The organism is Streptomyces sp. NPDC092952 (genome assembly GCF_044754785.1).
Lineage (GTDB): Bacteria > Actinomycetota > Actinomycetes > Streptomycetales > Streptomycetaceae > Streptomyces.
In genome coordinates, this window is the sequence record NZ_JBIVPT010000008.1 from 111,986 (window position 1) to 126,731 (window position 14,746).

Sequence of the window (14,746 nt, forward strand, 5' to 3'; positions counted from 1 at the left end):
CAGACACTAAGATCCGGGCCTGTCGAAGGGAGGTCAGGCGGCGGCCTCGCCCTCCGTGGTGCCCTCGGTGTCCGCCGGGGCCGCCGGGGCGACCGCGTCCGGGTTGATCTCGATGCCGCCGGCCCGCACCGAGGCGATCGCCTGCGCCTTGGCCAGGTTGCTGATGACCTGCCCGGCGAGCTTGCGCAGGTGGGCCATCCGCTTGCTGTGGACCCCGACGCCCCCGGCGCCGCCCGCCAGGAGGAGGGCCAGCTCCTCCGGGTCCGCGGTGGCCAGCTCGGCCAGGATCTCGCCGGCGGCCGACAGGCGCTCGATCTTCTTCGTCAGCTTCGACCGCTCGGAGACGATCCGCTCGCGCTCCTCCTCGGGCACGTCGTGGTCTCCGAGGATCGGCTCCTGGACGTCGCCCTTCTTGGCCGGGTTCTCCTCGCTCAGGACGAAGAACGAGCCCTGAGATTCGCGGCGCTCCTCCTCGGCGCGGCACGCCTTCACGAACGCCTCCGCGTCCCGGTCGTTGGCGAAACCACCCTGGGTGTACCGGCTGAGGAACCTGATCTGATTCCGCTCGCTGAGCTGCGCCGCGTACCAGGCCAGGTTGACGCCGAGCAGCCCCTTGGACATGGCGTCCTGCGCCAAGTCGCACAGCTTGAGCAAGTCGATCCGCCACCCGACGTACGCGGGGGACCTGCCGCACATCTCGCCGATCTCCTCGATCGTGTACCCGGCCTTCTCCAGGTCCTTGAAGCTTTTCGCCTCTTCCATGGGCGTCATGTCCGCGCGGCCGACGTTCTCGGCAACCTGCTTGGCGAGAAGCTCGCGGGAGCCGCCAACCGCACCGTGCAGGACGAGGGCGGTCATCTCGGCGAGGCCCGCCATCTGGGCCGCACGCCACCGGCGCTCGCCCATGATGATCGTGTACCGCCGGGTGCCAGCGTCGTACCGGACGCTGATCGGCTGGAGCTGCCCGAGCTTACGCATGGAGCCGGCCAGCTCGTCCAGCTTCGCCTTGTCGAACAGCTCGCGCGGCTGGTTCGGGTCGCGGTCGATCCGCTCGATCGGAATGACCTTCTGCGTCGGCGCCTTGACCTTGGCCTCGGCGACCTTGTCGGAGAGGACTTCCCGGCGCTTGCTGACCTTGGTCGGCTCGACCACCCTCTTCGCGGGGGGCGCCTTCTTCGCCGGGGCCTTGCTGGCGGGAGCCTTCCGGGTCGCCTTCTTCGCGGGCGCGGGCGCGGGGGCCTCGGTGACCTCGGACGTGGCGGCGGTGGTGGTGTCGGTCATGGTCTCCGGCCTCTCACTGTGCGGTGTGGAGCTTAGTGGGTGGACACTATGACTAACTTCGGAAGACCCCTGGGGTACCGGGGCAGACGAAAGAAATCGCAGGTCAGACGGGGTTTTTTCGGCCCCCTCCGTGACCGCCTCACTCCCCGTCGAGGGCACGTTCCCCGGCGCCTGGTCCTCGCCGGTGCCGTCGGCCGGGGTCTCGGGCTCGGCCGACGCCGGGGCCGTCTCCTCGATGGCGGGCTCCGGAGCCGGCGGCTCGGCGACCACCAGGGCGGGGGCCTCCACCTGCGGCACCTCGGGCTCCGCCTCCAGCTTCGGCTTGATGCTCCGCACGAAACCGCTGCGGTCCCGGGATACCACCCAGTCGTCCGCGCCGTACGTGTAGCCGTGCTCGCCGAGGAGCCGCGTGATCTCCACCTGGAGGGACTGCGACCAGACCGCGCGCCGGAACGTCTCCCCTTCCTTCGGCGTGATCTTCACGGGCTCGAAGTCCTTGTGCGGGCGGCTGCCCCCGTTCAGCCACGTCAGGGTCGCCTCGGTCCCGCTCATCGGGCAGGTGACGAAGATCCGCTTCGCCACCTTCGGGTCGGTCCGCTTCTTCGGTGCCGTCTTCTTCGCCTCCGCCTGGGCCTCGCGCACCGCGCTGGCCGACTGCTCCTCCGAGGCCGCGCGGGCCTCCTTCGTGCCGGGGACCACACCGTCGGCGAGGAAGGCGAGCATCGCCGCCTCGGGGCACCGCGCGCGGGCGTTGGTGTAGTCCGCGGTGTGCGTCCACAGCTGGCCGTCGTGCATGGTGGCGTCTTCCAAGGTCATGACCTGCTTGGGGGCCAGCCGCAAGTTCCACGCGATCGACAGGGTCTTGGGATTGACTCGGGCCACCTGGTACCAGGAGCCGGAGTAGAGCACGAAGTCACGGGGGGCGAAGTCGTCGGGCCGCCAGATCTTCACGCCTTCGGCCTCGGCCTTCGCCACGATCTCCTCCCAGTACGCGATCTCCTCGGTGAGGTCCTGGATCTGCCGCGCGTGGCGGTCGGCGGAGTCGTAGCCCTTCTCGACGGCTTCCGCGTGGTGCCGCTCCTGCGCCCGCAGGTCGGCGCGCAGTCGCTCCAGCCGCCGCAGGGTGCGGTGCGGGTTGTTGCGGTGCTTCGCGTAGTTCTCGGACGCCCCGGCCCGGTGCGCCCAGTACCCCGCGCGGTCGCGGTCCTCGAAGCTCTTGCGCATGTTGGTGTCGATCCGCGCGGCGTCGCGCCGGGCGCGGCCCTCGGAGTGGTGGCCGACCAAGATCGGCTGACCGAACTCGAACCGGCGCGAGATCTGGTCGGCGGTCGCCCGCCGGGCGTCGGCCGAGGCGACGGCCCGGCCCGCGCGCTCGCTGAACCTCTCGGCCCTGTCCTCGGCGCGCTCTTCGCGCTCGGCCTCGATCTCCGCGAAGGTTCGGCGCTCCTCTTCGTTGATGTCGATCGTGACCTCGTGGCCGGCCTCGCGCAGGGCGGCGACCGCGCGGTTGATCCGCCAGGTGTCCGCCTCCTTGTCCCGTGACCGCTTGAGGAAGAGGCCGGTCACCTCCCGGGAGAACCAGAAGCCGTGGGGCCTCACGAGCTCGAAGATCCCGTCGCCCTTCGTGGAGCCGGTGAGGATCGTGCCCTCCGCTCGCGTGTGGGTGATCTCGATGGTCGCCATGTGGCGTACCTCCTTGGATGAGCGAGGGGGCGGGCCAGGCGGCCCGCCCCCGGGGGCGGTCAGAGGACGCGCGTGGCGTTCATGGCGGCGTCCACGATGGGGAAGGTCTCGCCCCAGGTGGCCTCGATGTACTCGCAGGTGTCGCCGCCCCAGCCGGAGCCGCCGGAGATGTACGCCCGGCCGCTCTCCGGGGGGAGCTGCACGGTCCAGTCGAAGCCCTCGTGGGCCACGCGGGTGCTGAGTCCGAGGGTCGTCCGCTGCCAGCTGGTGGCGGTGGCCGCTCCGGCAAAGATGGCGGCGATGGCGGTGCGGTCGATGCTGGCCATGTAGAGCTCCCTTTGAGTTGATTCTTAGTGGGTGGACACTATGACTAACTTCCGAACACCCCTGAGGTACCGGGTGAACCACAGGAAATCGGAGAAAGTTGCAGGTCAGAGCCCTATGGGGCGCTCCGCCCCCTCTCGCGGTCGAGCTGGGTGCGGGCCTCCAGTCGCGCCTCCGCCCACGCGTAGAGCAGGGCCTCGCCCGCTTCACCGGCCGCCTCGCCGGTCGTCTTACCATCCTCGATGACGGCCACGAAGCGGCGACCGATGAACTCCTGGGCGCCCGCCCCGGTGAAGGTGACGACCAGGCCCTCCAGGCCGAGGTTCGGGAAGGACTCATGGAGGGACATCGCCGCGAACGCCGCGATCTTGCCGATGACTTCGCCGAGGTCACGGACCTCGCGGACGGCAGGAGTCTGGGTGGTGCTCATGAGTGGGGCCCTTCCGAGAGGAGGAGGGCGGGGCCGGTCGGCCCCGCCCGGGGTGCCGCCGGTCAGCCGGCGAGGATCGTCTCGCCGACCGCAGTGAGGGTGACCGGCTGCCCCTGGAACAGCGAGCGGGAGGTGTCGGTCTTGGCCCAGCCCTGCGAGATCACCCACTGGACCATGTCCTTGCGGGGGCGGTCGCCGTGCTCGACTTCGACGGTCGCGCGGCCGATCCTGAGTTCCTGGAGCTTGACGCCGTTGTCGCGGATGGCGATCAGGGTGCGCTTCTGGGCCGGGGTCGGCTTCGGGATCTCCACCGGGGCGGGCTCGGGCGTGGGCTCCGGGGTGACCCCCTCGGCCGGGGTCTCGTCCGCGTCGATCTCCATGCCGTCGGTGGTCGACAGGAAGCGGCGCAGGCCGTCCTGCTCGGCGATCCGCTGCGCGTTGGAGACCATGCTCGTGCTCATTGAGAAGCCCCACTGGAGCAGGCGTTCCGTCACCTCTTCGCGCTGCTTGGCCAGGCCCTCGCGGACGCCGTGGCGCTCGATTCGCTTGAGCAGTTCGCGCCAGGGCTTCGCCCGGCCCGCGGTGGCCAGCACGGTGTCCATGAAGCCGTCCACCTGGGCGCCGTCGACTTCGAGGGCCTTGGCCAGGCGGGTGCGGGCCGCCTCGTCCTCTTCGAAGACGTGGGCCGCGCGGACAGTGAGGACGTTGAGGGCGATGCTGGCTTCCATGAAGGGCTCCTTGGGGGTGTAGGTGTTAGTGAGTGGACACTATGACTAACGCTGGAACCCTCTAGGGGTACCGGGGTAACGGGAAGAAATCGGGAAGTTTTCGCAGGTCAGAGCCCTTTAGGGTCAACTGCGCGACCCGCCCACCCCGCCCGCCATAGTGGGCGGGCACTAGGGTGCAGGCATGGATCGCCCCGAACTTCCTGCCGCCTTCGCCGCCCTCGCCGAACTGGCTGGTGAGCCCACCGTCGACCGCGCACAGGCCCTCAGCCGCGCGCTCAAGGCCGTCCCAGACCTCTCGGCCTGGCTCCGCTCGGAGAGGCAACGCACCGTGCGCGCGCTGCTCGACATGCCGCAGCACAGCGCCAAGACCTTGTCCGGCCCCCTGGAGGTCACCCCGCAGCGCGTCCACGACATCGCTGCGGGGCACCGAGCCACCGAGAAAAGGCGAGCCGCGGCCGCGAAGGCTACGACCACCGACTGACCCCTGGGAGAACAAGAAGTCCCCGCCGGCCGCTGCCGACCCCAGGCCCGCTGGCGGGCTCCCTTTGAGGAACCTGCCCGCCGTGGAGTCGGCAGGTCCGGCGCGAGCCCGGCCGGAACCGGCTCCGGCACGGCCTCCGGGGCGGGCTCGGGCTGCGGAGAACGGGGGCGATGCCCACGGTCGGGGTCTTGGGCCGCTGGATAGTGCTGATGGTGACCTCCGGAGGGGCGGGTGAATCGGGGTGCCCGGACGAGTCCGGACACTGTCCGAGCGGTGACCGCGGATTTCGTGTCCGCGCTGGTCGGACACTGTCCGGACGTGTCCGGACACCGGTTCACTTGCCGGTGAAGTGCGAGTGGAGCGCTGCGCCGGCTGCCCTCACACGCTCGACCGTCCAGCCGGACCCTCCGAGCGATAGCCGGGCCCGCTCGCACCGGTGCCCCTCTACGACGCTGAGCACGACGCTCATGGGGCGCACGTCGACGTGGACGCGAAGACCTCCAGTGCTCGGAGGCGTCATCTCCGACGCCTGCGTCCACCGGACCGGTACCCGGTCCTCGTTGGCGCCATCCGGCTCGGGGCACGCATGCGAGAGCGCGTTCAGCAGCTCGGCGTCGTGCGTGCACCCGCCAGAGCAGTGGAGGAGGGCGACTTGGCAACGGGCCACCCGGAAGGCGTGCCGGGTGAAGCTTGAGTAGGGGCGGGTGGCGATGACGCAGCCGAAGGCGGGGACGCGTGTCGTGCGCTCCAGCCAGAAGCCCTCGCCGTGCTCGTCGAAGTACGGACGGCCTAGCTCCCAGCCGCTTACGCGCACAGAGTCGTCCCAGGTCCAGGGTCGGCCCTTGCGGTAGTCCTGGTCTTCCGGCCCGGCCGTGACCCACAGCCGGTATCCGTCGGGGCCGCCGAACAGCTTGTCGGGCGACGCGAAGATCGACTCGACCCGCACCAGGACCCGTGAGGCGTTCACCGGGACGACCGTGCAGTGCTCCTGCACCGCTTTCCTGACCGGGCAGTCGCCGCAGTCCCCGCGGTTGATGCAGGGGCCGAAGCCGCCCCAGCGGGCCCGGCGGGTGTCGTAGGACTCCAGGAGCGCACCCCAGCGCCGGGGGCGCAGTGCGCACTGGCTCGGGAGGCCGCCGTGAGCGTTGAGGCTCAGGCGGTTCCAGCCCTTCCCGTCGGGGCCGCCAGCCGGCGCCTCGGGCGCACGCAGGTAGATCGGCATTTCGGTTCCCTTCTCTACTTCTGGTGGGGTTGGCGATGTCCGGACAGCGGCCGCCGAGCTGGGCGGACACTGTCCGGACAGGGAGTCAGCGGCCGTCGTTGTCGGCGACCGCGAGGACGAGCGGCCAGGCGGCGACCGCCGCGTCGCTCACGGCCGCCTCGTACGCGGCTCGCTGCTCCTCCCGCGTGGTGCCGTCCTCGGCGGTCAGGCCGCGGGTCTGCGCGTGGAACGCGGCGACGGCCTCGGCCGCCCGGTCCGCGAGGTCGTCGAGCGCTTCCTGCCGTGCGTACTCGGCCCGCAGGTCCTGCCAGAAGAAGTCACACCCCTTCGCCGGGGCGCCCTCGAAGGACTCGTCTGCGACCACGTAGGCGTCGACGGTCTCGTGCTCGACCATGTACCAGGCCAGCACCTTGGCCCACGCCGACTCGGCCTTGTACTCGTCGACGACGAACCGGGTGGTCGGCTCGCCGTCGTGTCGTCCGGGTCCGGCGACGCTCACCGTGTACGGGCGCCGCGTCTGCCGGTAGTCGTACGGCACCTTGTACATGGGGGCGTCGGCGAACGCGGTCTCGACCGGCTGGGCGGCGCCCGTCTTCGCGGCACGGGTGCGCAGCTCGGCGAGGTGCTTCCGTTGCTTGCCGATGCCGAGCCCGGTGAGCGGGGCCGACGCGTGCGGCCACACGGACCGAGCTGAGGTGACGTAGTCCGCCCCGGCGAGCACGGTCACGTCCTGGACGGTGTTCACGCCGAGCTTGCGGGCCTGCGCCCGCAGGACGAGGTCGGACACGGCGCCCCGGTCGCGCAACCTCATCTCGTACGGCTCCAGGACCTCGTCCAAGGTCACCAGCCCGTACCGGGAGGACAGGACGAGGACCAGGCCGTTGTCGGCGGTGAGGGCGTCGGCGGTCGCGCGGCACGCGCGGTGGTAGCTGCCGAGGTACATCTCCCCGGCCGGGGCGGGCGAGTCTTTCTTCTTCCCGGAGCAGGGGATCACTACGACGCGGGTCGTGCTGGTCATGGGGGTGCGCCTTTCTCGGTGCGGTGGGGGTCAGGCGGCGGTGGCCAGGAGGTGCGCGGCGGCGCCGTGGTAGCAGGGGGAGGTGGCCCGCAGGCCGGCCGGGCAGTTGCACTGGCCGGTGGCCGCGGTGCGGTAGACCTCGCTGCCGTCGTCGGAGACGGTGAGGAAGATCCGGTTCGCGCGGAGGGGGACCAGGCCGCCCATCTCCAGCAGCTCGACGGCCTTGGCCAGCTGGTACGGCTTGAAGGCGGCCGGGGGGTTGAGGCGTGCGGTGCGGCGGACCATGCGCCTGCATTTCGGTCCGAGGCCGTCCGGGGAAGGGTTGCGCAGGATCCGGCGGCACTTGAGGCACCGGGTGGGGTGGGGGGTGCTGTCCGGTGTGCTCATGGCCTCGTCCTCTGTGGGGTGGTGAGTGGTTACATCAACATCATTTCCGTAATCCGTTTCGGATAATCCATTTCGGGAAAGTGGTTTAGCAAAGAGTTTGCAAACTTGCGCGTGTCCGGGCGATGTCCGCGCAGGTCAGAGGCTGTTCAGCGGTGTTCGCTGAACACCGCTGAACAGCAGGACGCCCCGCTCTCCATGGAGGGAGGGCGGGGCGTCCGGATGCATCCGGGCTACTGGCGGACGAGCCTGGGCTTCGCGGTCGGCCGTACACAGGTCTCGTGGGTGTCGCAGTTGCAGCGCCTGCAGGCCGCGCACATCTGCCCGGCCTCCAGGCCGCACGGCCCGCAGCCGCCGGACTCGTCCAGGTCGTCGTCGTCCAGCGCGACGGAGAGGTCGATCAGGGCCTCGCGGCCGAACCGCGTGCGCGGCCTGCACGCGCCGTCGCAGTACGTGGTCTCACCCAGACCGACGTACAGGCCCTCGTGGCCCTCGCAGGCGTAGTCGCTGTCGCTCTCGGCGGGTTTGACCTTCACGGTCAGGCCGTAGACCTCGACCAGGCCCACGCCCTCGATGTCGGCGCGCGAGCGGACCGCCCCGGCCTCGGCGATCATGTCGCTGTCGTTCTCGACCGTCCGGCCCTGGGCGCGCGCGACGCCGTAGAGCAGGGTGCGCAGCTCGCCGCCGTCCTTCGCGGTGAACGTCCTCTCCGCGACCGCGGGGTGTTGGATGGTGACCTCGTACATGGCGTTCTCCTGGTGTGCGGGGGAGGGGAAGGCCGGGCGGCCCTCCCCGGGGCAGAGCGGGTCAGGCCGTCTCGATGCCGCAGAAGGCGCGCAGCCACTGGTCGACTTCGCGGGCGACGCGGGCCGCATCGTCGGCGGCGTTCAGGCCGCCGGTGAAGCTCGGGTTGATCGTGGCGACGTATTCGCCGTCCGCTCCGTGCAGGTGCGCGGACCACGGCTCGCGGTGCTGGGAGGCCGGGCGGTCGGCCTGCTCGCCGGCGTACAGCAGGACGTGCGGGCGGCCGTACGGGAACGTCGGCTCGTTCGGAGCGTCCAGGTCGACGGCCAGAATCAGGAACGAGACACCGCCTTCGCCGACCAGGTGGGCGTGGCGGCCGAGCTCGGCCAGTTCGGCGATCAGTACGTCGCCCTCGGTCGGCTCGACCAGGACCAGCTCGTCGGCGATCTCCTGGGCGGCCGAGTTGATCACCTCGGAGGCCACCGGGTCGTACGCAGCCAGGAAGTCGAGTGCGCCGGTCAGCCGCTCCAGGGCATCCTGCCACTCCGGGTCGGTCGGGCTGGGGTTGGTGCACACCCGGGCCCCGGCCTCGGTCGCGGCCAGGCGCATCTGGTGGATCCGGTCGCGGGCGATCGCTTCGGCGGCCCGCTCACACGCGGCGCAGAGCAGGGACACCCGGGCCGCCTGCTCGGGGTTCAGCACCCGGTAGACCTGCTGGGCGCATACCGCCGTCCTGCTGTCCGGCCGGGCGAAGTGCGGGTCGAAGTCGTTGGGACTGTGGGCCAGGACGAGCCCGGAGCGCTCGGCGAGCTGGGCGATCTCCGCCTTGCGGACGCTGGGCTCGGCCATGGCGCCGACGGCGAGCGCAGCGGCGGCCAGCGGGGAGGAGGAGGCCAAGCGCTCCACGTAGGTGCGGGCGGGACTGTCGGTCATGTGGGGCTCTCCGGGTGGGGTGGTGAGTGGTTACACCTCCATCCTTTCCGTAATGAATTGAGCGAAACCAGATAACCGAAATGAATTTATGGAATCTGTTGTCCGTACCGGGTTTGCCGAAACCGGCTTGTGGAACACTCGGAGCATGAGCCGAACCGGACCGCGCAACACGTACGCCGACTACCAGCCCAGCGAGAAGATGCTCGCCGCGATCAAGGAGTGGGAGGACGTCGTCGAGCTCGAAGAGGAGAAGCGGCACGCCGCCCGCGCAGCCGTCGCCGAGGAGCTGCGCACCGCCGCAATCTCCCACGGTGCGCTCGCCCCCCACACGCCGTGGACGGAGGGAACCATCACTGGCATCGCCCGCGAGTACAAGGTCCCCGGCCTCCGGCAGCGCAAGACGGCGACCGACGAGGACTGACCGAGCCGGTCGACTCAGGCACTTCAGCCCGCCACCCTTCGCCTGGATCCGGGCGGTCCCCACCGTCGCACACGCAACGACCACGACCGCACAGCCGCCGAGGAGGGGCCGCGCGAACGCCGTCACGCCCGCCATGACACCGCCCTCCGACATGGACCGAGGAGAGCCAGCCCATCCGGGCATGCGAGAGGCCGCACACGGTTCGTGTGCGGCCTCTCGCGTGCGGGGTGCCGGCCTACAGGTGTCGGACGGCGATCGTGATGACGATCGCGAGGATCATCAGGCTGCCGACGAGCCACTGCCCCGGCGGGACGTCGGAGAACCGGAACGGCTCGGATTCCTCCTGGGCGGCGGCCGCCCGGGTGCAGCAGCAGCACTGCCCGTGCGGAGTGTGCTGGACGTGACCCATCGCCGTTGCCTCCCTCGTTTCAGATCACCCCATCATGTCGGACTCCGCGCCCTACAGCTACAGAATGCGCTCGATTCAGGACTGAGTGTCAGCGATCCGCGTACCGTTCGATCTTCCAGGCGCACGGCTTCACCGGGTCCTGTACCCATCGGTAGCCCTGCTCCAGCTCTGTCGAGGTCCAGACGGTGCCCTCTACACACAACCCCCCTTCGGGGCCGTTGTTGGTGTTGTTGGCGTTGGCGTTGGCGGGCTGACCTGCGACAACATCGACCCCCTGGGGGTCCCCCTGGGAGGGGGGCAGGGGCGGGATGTTGTCGCGGTGCACCCCGGGCCCGTTCCCGGCCGGTGTCCGCACCCCCGGGCGGCAGGCGATACCGGCCTCCGCCAGCACCTCTTTCACGGCCCGGGTGTGGGGGAGCTGGAGGTGCTGAGCGAGGGCAGTGTGGAGCACCCCGCTGCCCCCTCGGTAGAGGTGGTGGAGGGCCCGGATCACGTCCTCGCTGGAGGGGGTCTCGGGGGCCTCTTCCTCGACCTCTTCCGGGCCTTCCTCCGGTCCCTCTTCCTCGGCTTCTGCAGGGTCCTCCTCCGGGGTCTCGTCATCGGCCTCGTCTTGGTCGGCGGGAGGCTCCTCGGCGGGAGCCGTGCGGCGGCCGAGTCGGCGGACAAGCCGACCCTTTCGAGAAGGCTGGGGCTCGTCCTCCTTCGGCGCCGTGGATGCCTTCTTGGAGTCGTTCTTGGGGTCCTCTTCCTTCTTCTTCGGAGCGGCGGGCTCCTTGCCCGTGCCGCCCTTCTTCTCGTCGCTCGTCGTCGCCCCCTTCTTGTCGTCGGCCTTCTTCGCGGGCTTGCTCACGGGAATCTCGATGTGTCCTGACGCGGCCAGGGCGACTGTGGTGATCAGAGCGACGGCGATGACCAGCCATGCGTTCTGGTACTTCTGCGACAGCCTCACGACGGCGTAGATGAGGAACATGCCGCCGAGGAATCGGGCGCCGAGGCTGCCCTGCTTGCCGTACTTCCCGGACAGCCATCCGGCGATGAGGACCAGGAGCACGCCGATCCCCCGCCCGTACCAGGCGGTCATCTGGGCGATGGTGAGTAGGACCCGGGCGATGCCGTGCAGGGCCTGGGCGATGCCGCGCAGGAGCGGCGGGCCGGCCGTCTTGCCGATCTCGACAGCGAGGGGGCCCAGCTCGGCGAGCGGGCGGACGTCGTAGTACGGCTGGAGTTCGGCCAGCAGACCGCGCCGCTCCTCCTGGCCGTCGTTCTCGGGCTCCTCGCCGTCGGCGACGTCGTCCTGGTCGTCGTCAGGGTCATGCCCCTCCTGGTCGGCGGGAGCTTCTTCGATCTGACGGGCGTCGACCGGGGTCTCGTCGTCCGCCGGGGACCGCGGGGCGACGACGACGATCGGGACAGGCCACTCCCCCGGCCCGTGAGCCTCGTCGGGCTCGGGGTCGGGAACGGCGTACAGGTGGGCGCCCATCACGCGAAGCTCTGCATGATGGTGCTGATCTTCTCGGCGATCAGGGAGAACCCGCCGCCCGCGCCGGAGGCGATGTACCAGTAGACGATGCCGGTCACGGCGACCTGGCGGGTCGAGAGCTTCTTGTAGAGGATCACGCCGGTGACGAAGAGGCCGATGCCCGCCATGGTGGCTTGGGGGACGACGCCGCCGACCAGGCCCAGCAGGTCGTTGATGAGGCCAGACACGAGGTCGAAGGGCGTCCCGGCTGCCTTGTACGCGGCCCCGGCGATCATGGCCAGGAACAGGGTCCACCACCAGCCGAGCGGCTTGACCTTGCCACCGGTGCTGGTGCCGAAGAAGAGGATGCCGGTCAAGCCGAGGGCGAGTCCGGGGGCGCCGAAGGCGGGGATCAGGCTGCTGCTCATGCTGCTTCCGTTCGAGGCGGTGAGGTCAGATCGCTGCCGGGACGCCGTAGTACAGGCTGCCGACGATCATGGAGACGAGGGGGATGCGGGCGGCCAGCGCGAAGGGCGGGAGCCAGCCCCGGGTGTGGTAGTCGAGGGCCAGGATTCCGATCGCGACGCCGTACCAGACGCACACGTAGAAGTCGGTCCACGAGTCGTACTTGCCGACCAGGTAGGCGACCTGGGCCGTGAAGAACTGCGGGACGCCGAGGTAGTAGCCGCAGCCGAGCGCGGCCCCGTTGTAGAGCAGGTGCCGGGTCTTCTGGGGCAGTGCCTTCCACGCCTCGATCCCGGACTTCTTGCCCTCTCCCGACGTCTTGCCGTACACCGGCCGGGAGTACGTCTTCCTGCCGCTGCCGTGCATGGTCCAGCGGCGACGGACGGCGACCGGGACCTTGGGGACGGGATTTCCGTCCTCATCGACTCCTCCCCCGTCGCCGCCCTCGGTGACATCGGCGAGTTCGTCGTAGTCGTCGGGGACTTCGAGCTGCTCCTCGCAGTCGGCGCACCAGTACGCGAGGAGCTGGCCGGTGGCCTTGCTGCGAACCTCGTGGGGCGCCGGGTGCTCGCAGTCCCCGGCGGGTGCGGGCGCGGGCGTCGGCGTCGGCTTGCGCGTGACGGCGGCGGGCTCGGTGTCCGGGATGTCGGGGTGGAGCTCCGTTTTGCAGTCCGGGCACCAGAACGGGAGGGGCTGATCATTCCCCTCCACCCGGCAGGTACGGGGATTCGGGTGCTCGCACTCGCTGGCGATCTCGACCTTCGGCTCCCACCAGTTCGGGGCCCGGTCGCCGATGCGGAGCGTCGTGGGCTGCTCGGGGACCGTGGTCGCCAAGGTCGGCTCGGGGGCTTCTTCCTCCGCCTCCTCCTTCTCCTCCGTGGCCCGGCGGAACTGGAAGACGTCCCGTACGCGGAACGGCTGGGGCGGCTGTTCGTCCTCGGCGACCGCGCGGGTCTCCTCCTCGGTGGCGTCGCTCACGGGTCACTTCCTTCGGTACTCGGGGAACAGGGCGGCGGCGCGGGGGCCGGGGTGCTCCCCCACGGCGCGGCGGCGTCGGGCGATGGAGCGCAGGACGGGCACGGTGCGGTCGGCGGGGACGATGCGGATGCCGTCGAGCACCAGCTCGCCGCCGACGAGCGGCGCGCCCTCCATGGAGACGATCGGGATAACGGGGCAGCCGAGGACGCGGGCGACGGTCCGGGCCTCGTACCGGAGGCCGTCGAGCCAGGTGGTGACGTCGCGGCGACCGTGCATGAGGCGGCCCGACACGACCTGGAGCGGGGCGCGGGCGGACCACCTCTTGCTGTCGAGGACGATCACCACGCCGTGCGGGCTCACCAGGAGATGGTCCACATTCGCCCGGCCGGTCGGCAGGGCGCGGTCGTGGAGCACCGTCCACCCTTGGCGGGCCAAGGGCTTGAGGCGGGCCGCAGTGCGCTTCTCCCCCAGCGCCCCGGCGTACCACTGCTTCGCCTCGCGGCCGCGCACGGTCTCGATGCCGAGCAGATCGGCGAGGCGGACCAGCGGAGTGCGGAGACGGCGGGCCTGGGCGGCGGCCGAAGCGCCCGCGCCGGGCCGGTGCCGCCCGTCTCGGAAGTACCAGACGGCGACACCGACCGCGACGAAGACGAGCAGGGTCATGAGACCCTCCGGGTCTTCCGGGTCGGGTCGACGCGCAGCGCGGTGCGTCGGACGGTGTCGGCGAGGTTCGGCTTGTCGGGGTGGCCGGCGGCGAGGACGGCGGCGACCAGGGCGGTGTCCGTGACCTCGGGGTCGACGCCGATCTCCCTGCGGCAGATCGCGGCCATCGACGGACGGGTGATGTCGGACACCGGCGGCGGGGCCTGCGTGCCGCCCTGCTGGCCTGCCGGAGGGGCAGGAGGGGTGACGGGGACGGTGGCCGCGGGGACGACCGGCTGCGCCGGGGTCGGGGTGGGTACGGCCGAGGTCGAGGGCGGGACGGGCGCGGCCGGAGGGGCGACGACTGCGGGTGCGCGCGCAGGCTCCGGAGCCGGCTCGGCGGGCGCCTCGGACAGGCCGCGCGCCGCCTCGGCGTGCGTCAGCATCGCGTCGGCTGCCTGGAACTCCGCTCCCCCGACGGCCCGCTGGTACGCGGCCCGCCGGTTGAGGCGGCGGACCCGGCCAGCGAGCAGCGCCCGCCCGGCGAGCCGCTGCTCCTGGTCCTGCACCCAGTGCGCCACGCCCGCATCGAGCGGGACCGCGTATTCGCGGAGCAGGAGCCACCACGAGCCCTTGGCGACCAGGTCGACGCACGCGCCGAACCCTCCCGCCCACTCCTGGTGAAGCGTGTGTCCGTACGCCGCGACCGCTCCCATGCTGAGCAGCAGGAAGAACCAGCCCGCGACCTTCGCCGGGCGGGCCCGGTCCGGCGCGGTCCGGTTCAGCCACTCGATGCCGAGGCAGTACAGCCACGCGACAGCGAACACCGAGCCCATGCCGTACGCGATGACGGCGGGGACGAGCGGGTTGAGGAGGCCACCGAGGCTGGCCGTGCCGCCCGCCACGGCGATGGCAGTGAACCCGCCCGCGACCGCGGTGACGCCTCGGAGGATCAGCTCGTCCAGCTCGCGCGGCGGTACCGGTTCCCACGCGGTGTACGGCACCTCGCGGGCGGAAGGGATGCCGTCGATGACGGTCGTCTGCGTCCGGTACCGGGTGACCTTCCGGTACTTCACCCCGGGGATGCGGGGCTGCTCGGTGGCGTCCATCGGCCATGCCTCTCTATGTCGCAAAACGGGAAAGC

17 protein-coding genes are annotated in these 14,746 nt (G+C 70.9%); 2 read left to right on the forward strand and 15 right to left on the reverse strand.

Annotated elements, in window-relative coordinates; all coding sequences use genetic code 11:
- Nucleotides 1-33: 33 nt before the first annotated feature.
- The 4 genes from ACIQGQ_RS20760 to ACIQGQ_RS20775 form a co-directional block, all read right to left on the reverse strand.
- On the reverse strand, nucleotides 34-2,964 hold the full coding sequence (locus tag ACIQGQ_RS20760; protein WP_402397969.1) for a ParB/RepB/Spo0J family partition protein: 2,931 nt from the start codon (nucleotides 2,962-2,964) through the stop codon (nucleotides 34-36).
- A gap of 59 nt (nucleotides 2,965-3,023) precedes the next feature.
- Nucleotides 3,024-3,290, reverse strand: coding sequence for a hypothetical protein (locus ACIQGQ_RS20765; protein WP_402397971.1), 267 nt, complete (start codon nucleotides 3,288-3,290; stop codon nucleotides 3,024-3,026).
- 113 nt (nucleotides 3,291-3,403) lie between these two features.
- On the reverse strand, nucleotides 3,404-3,718 hold the full coding sequence (locus ACIQGQ_RS20770) for a hypothetical protein (RefSeq protein WP_402397973.1): 315 nt from the start codon (nucleotides 3,716-3,718) through the stop codon (nucleotides 3,404-3,406).
- A 62-nt stretch (nucleotides 3,719-3,780) separates the two neighbouring features.
- The gene (locus ACIQGQ_RS20775) at nucleotides 3,781-4,446 is read right to left on the reverse strand and encodes a hypothetical protein (RefSeq protein WP_402397975.1); all 666 of its coding nucleotides are present in this window, start codon (nucleotides 4,444-4,446) and stop codon (nucleotides 3,781-3,783) included.
- Nucleotides 4,447-4,627: 181 nt separating this feature from the next.
- On the opposite strand from ACIQGQ_RS20775, the gene ACIQGQ_RS20780 reads away from it, so the two are divergent.
- On the forward strand, nucleotides 4,628-4,927 hold the full coding sequence (locus ACIQGQ_RS20780) for a sigma-70 family RNA polymerase sigma factor (RefSeq protein ID WP_402397977.1): 300 nt from the start codon (nucleotides 4,628-4,630) through the stop codon (nucleotides 4,925-4,927).
- A gap of 334 nt (nucleotides 4,928-5,261) precedes the next feature.
- Here the strand turns inward: ACIQGQ_RS20780 and ACIQGQ_RS20785 are convergent, their stop codons facing one another.
- The 5 genes from ACIQGQ_RS20785 to ACIQGQ_RS20805 all read right to left on the reverse strand — a co-directional run bounded on the left by ACIQGQ_RS20785 (nucleotide 5,262) and on the right by ACIQGQ_RS20805 (nucleotide 9,228).
- A complete protein-coding gene (locus ACIQGQ_RS20785; protein WP_402397979.1) occupies nucleotides 5,262-6,149 on the reverse strand; it encodes a hypothetical protein in 888 nt (295 codons plus the stop codon).
- Nucleotides 6,150-6,234: 85 nt separating this feature from the next.
- A complete protein-coding gene (locus tag ACIQGQ_RS20790; protein WP_402397981.1) occupies nucleotides 6,235-7,167 on the reverse strand; it encodes a DUF6884 domain-containing protein in 933 nt (310 codons plus the stop codon).
- A gap of 30 nt (nucleotides 7,168-7,197) precedes the next feature.
- On the reverse strand, nucleotides 7,198-7,554 hold the full coding sequence (locus tag ACIQGQ_RS20795; protein ID WP_402397983.1) for a hypothetical protein: 357 nt from the start codon (nucleotides 7,552-7,554) through the stop codon (nucleotides 7,198-7,200).
- Between the two features lie 230 nt (nucleotides 7,555-7,784).
- Nucleotides 7,785-8,297, reverse strand: a complete 513-nt coding sequence (locus ACIQGQ_RS20800; RefSeq protein WP_402397985.1) for a hypothetical protein — start codon at nucleotides 8,295-8,297, stop codon at nucleotides 7,785-7,787.
- Between the two features lie 61 nt (nucleotides 8,298-8,358).
- The gene (locus tag ACIQGQ_RS20805; RefSeq protein ID WP_402397987.1) at nucleotides 8,359-9,228 is read right to left on the reverse strand and encodes a hypothetical protein; all 870 of its coding nucleotides are present in this window, start codon (nucleotides 9,226-9,228) and stop codon (nucleotides 8,359-8,361) included.
- Nucleotides 9,229-9,373: 145 nt separating this feature from the next.
- On the opposite strand from ACIQGQ_RS20805, the gene ACIQGQ_RS20810 reads away from it, so the two are divergent.
- On the forward strand, nucleotides 9,374-9,649 hold the full coding sequence (locus tag ACIQGQ_RS20810; RefSeq protein WP_402397989.1) for a hypothetical protein: 276 nt from the start codon (nucleotides 9,374-9,376) through the stop codon (nucleotides 9,647-9,649).
- 235 nt (nucleotides 9,650-9,884) lie between these two features.
- On the opposite strand, the gene ACIQGQ_RS20815 is transcribed toward ACIQGQ_RS20810, so the two are convergent.
- From ACIQGQ_RS20815 to ACIQGQ_RS20840, 6 genes are all read right to left on the reverse strand, one after another.
- Nucleotides 9,885-10,058, reverse strand: coding sequence for a hypothetical protein (locus ACIQGQ_RS20815; RefSeq protein ID WP_402397991.1), 174 nt, complete (start codon nucleotides 10,056-10,058; stop codon nucleotides 9,885-9,887).
- Between the two features lie 88 nt (nucleotides 10,059-10,146).
- Nucleotides 10,147-11,538 (reverse strand): hypothetical protein, encoded by a 1,392-nt coding sequence (locus ACIQGQ_RS20820; RefSeq protein ID WP_402397993.1) that lies wholly within the window; start codon nucleotides 11,536-11,538, stop codon nucleotides 10,147-10,149.
- On the reverse strand, nucleotides 11,538-11,945 hold the full coding sequence (locus ACIQGQ_RS20825; RefSeq protein ID WP_402397995.1) for a hypothetical protein: 408 nt from the start codon (nucleotides 11,943-11,945) through the stop codon (nucleotides 11,538-11,540). Before ACIQGQ_RS20825 ends, ACIQGQ_RS20820 begins: the two co-directional genes overlap by 1 nt.
- A 25-nt stretch (nucleotides 11,946-11,970) precedes the next feature.
- Nucleotides 11,971-12,960 (reverse strand): hypothetical protein, encoded by a 990-nt coding sequence (locus ACIQGQ_RS20830; RefSeq protein ID WP_402397997.1) that lies wholly within the window; start codon nucleotides 12,958-12,960, stop codon nucleotides 11,971-11,973.
- Between the two features lie 3 nt (nucleotides 12,961-12,963).
- The gene (locus ACIQGQ_RS20835) at nucleotides 12,964-13,623 is read right to left on the reverse strand and encodes a nuclease-related domain-containing protein (protein WP_402397999.1); all 660 of its coding nucleotides are present in this window, start codon (nucleotides 13,621-13,623) and stop codon (nucleotides 12,964-12,966) included.
- The gene (locus ACIQGQ_RS20840) at nucleotides 13,620-14,711 is read right to left on the reverse strand and encodes a hypothetical protein (protein ID WP_402398001.1); all 1,092 of its coding nucleotides are present in this window, start codon (nucleotides 14,709-14,711) and stop codon (nucleotides 13,620-13,622) included. The genes ACIQGQ_RS20835 and ACIQGQ_RS20840 overlap by 4 nt, the downstream gene beginning before the upstream one ends.
- Nucleotides 14,712-14,746 lie beyond the last annotated feature (35 nt).

Bases quoted from the DNA above. Each gene is read 5' to 3' on its own strand.
- ACIQGQ_RS20760 (WP_402397969.1), bottom strand. From the start codon at position 2,964: ATGGCGACCATCGAGATCACCCACACGCGAGCGGAGGGCACGATCCTC.
- ACIQGQ_RS20765 (WP_402397971.1), bottom strand. From the start codon at position 3,290: ATGGCCAGCATCGACCGCACCGCCATCGCCGCCATCTTTGCCGGAGCG.
- ACIQGQ_RS20770 (WP_402397973.1), bottom strand. From the start codon at position 3,718: ATGAGCACCACCCAGACTCCTGCCGTCCGCGAGGTCCGTGACCTCGGC.
- ACIQGQ_RS20775 (WP_402397975.1), bottom strand. From the start codon at position 4,446: ATGGAAGCCAGCATCGCCCTCAACGTCCTCACTGTCCGCGCGGCCCAC.
- ACIQGQ_RS20780 (WP_402397977.1), top strand. From the start codon at position 4,628: ATGGATCGCCCCGAACTTCCTGCCGCCTTCGCCGCCCTCGCCGAACTG.
- ACIQGQ_RS20785 (WP_402397979.1), bottom strand. From the start codon at position 6,149: ATGCCGATCTACCTGCGTGCGCCCGAGGCGCCGGCTGGCGGCCCCGAC.
- ACIQGQ_RS20790 (WP_402397981.1), bottom strand. From the start codon at position 7,167: ATGACCAGCACGACCCGCGTCGTAGTGATCCCCTGCTCCGGGAAGAAG.
- ACIQGQ_RS20795 (WP_402397983.1), bottom strand. From the start codon at position 7,554: ATGAGCACACCGGACAGCACCCCCCACCCCACCCGGTGCCTCAAGTGC.
- ACIQGQ_RS20800 (WP_402397985.1), bottom strand. From the start codon at position 8,297: ATGTACGAGGTCACCATCCAACACCCCGCGGTCGCGGAGAGGACGTTC.
- ACIQGQ_RS20805 (WP_402397987.1), bottom strand. From the start codon at position 9,228: ATGACCGACAGTCCCGCCCGCACCTACGTGGAGCGCTTGGCCTCCTCC.
- ACIQGQ_RS20810 (WP_402397989.1), top strand. From the start codon at position 9,374: ATGAGCCGAACCGGACCGCGCAACACGTACGCCGACTACCAGCCCAGC.
- ACIQGQ_RS20815 (WP_402397991.1), bottom strand. From the start codon at position 10,058: ATGGGTCACGTCCAGCACACTCCGCACGGGCAGTGCTGCTGCTGCACC.
- ACIQGQ_RS20820 (WP_402397993.1), bottom strand. From the start codon at position 11,538: ATGGGCGCCCACCTGTACGCCGTTCCCGACCCCGAGCCCGACGAGGCT.
- ACIQGQ_RS20825 (WP_402397995.1), bottom strand. From the start codon at position 11,945: ATGAGCAGCAGCCTGATCCCCGCCTTCGGCGCCCCCGGACTCGCCCTC.
- ACIQGQ_RS20835 (WP_402397999.1), bottom strand. From the start codon at position 13,623: ATGACCCTGCTCGTCTTCGTCGCGGTCGGTGTCGCCGTCTGGTACTTC.
- ACIQGQ_RS20840 (WP_402398001.1), bottom strand. From the start codon at position 14,711: ATGGACGCCACCGAGCAGCCCCGCATCCCCGGGGTGAAGTACCGGAAG.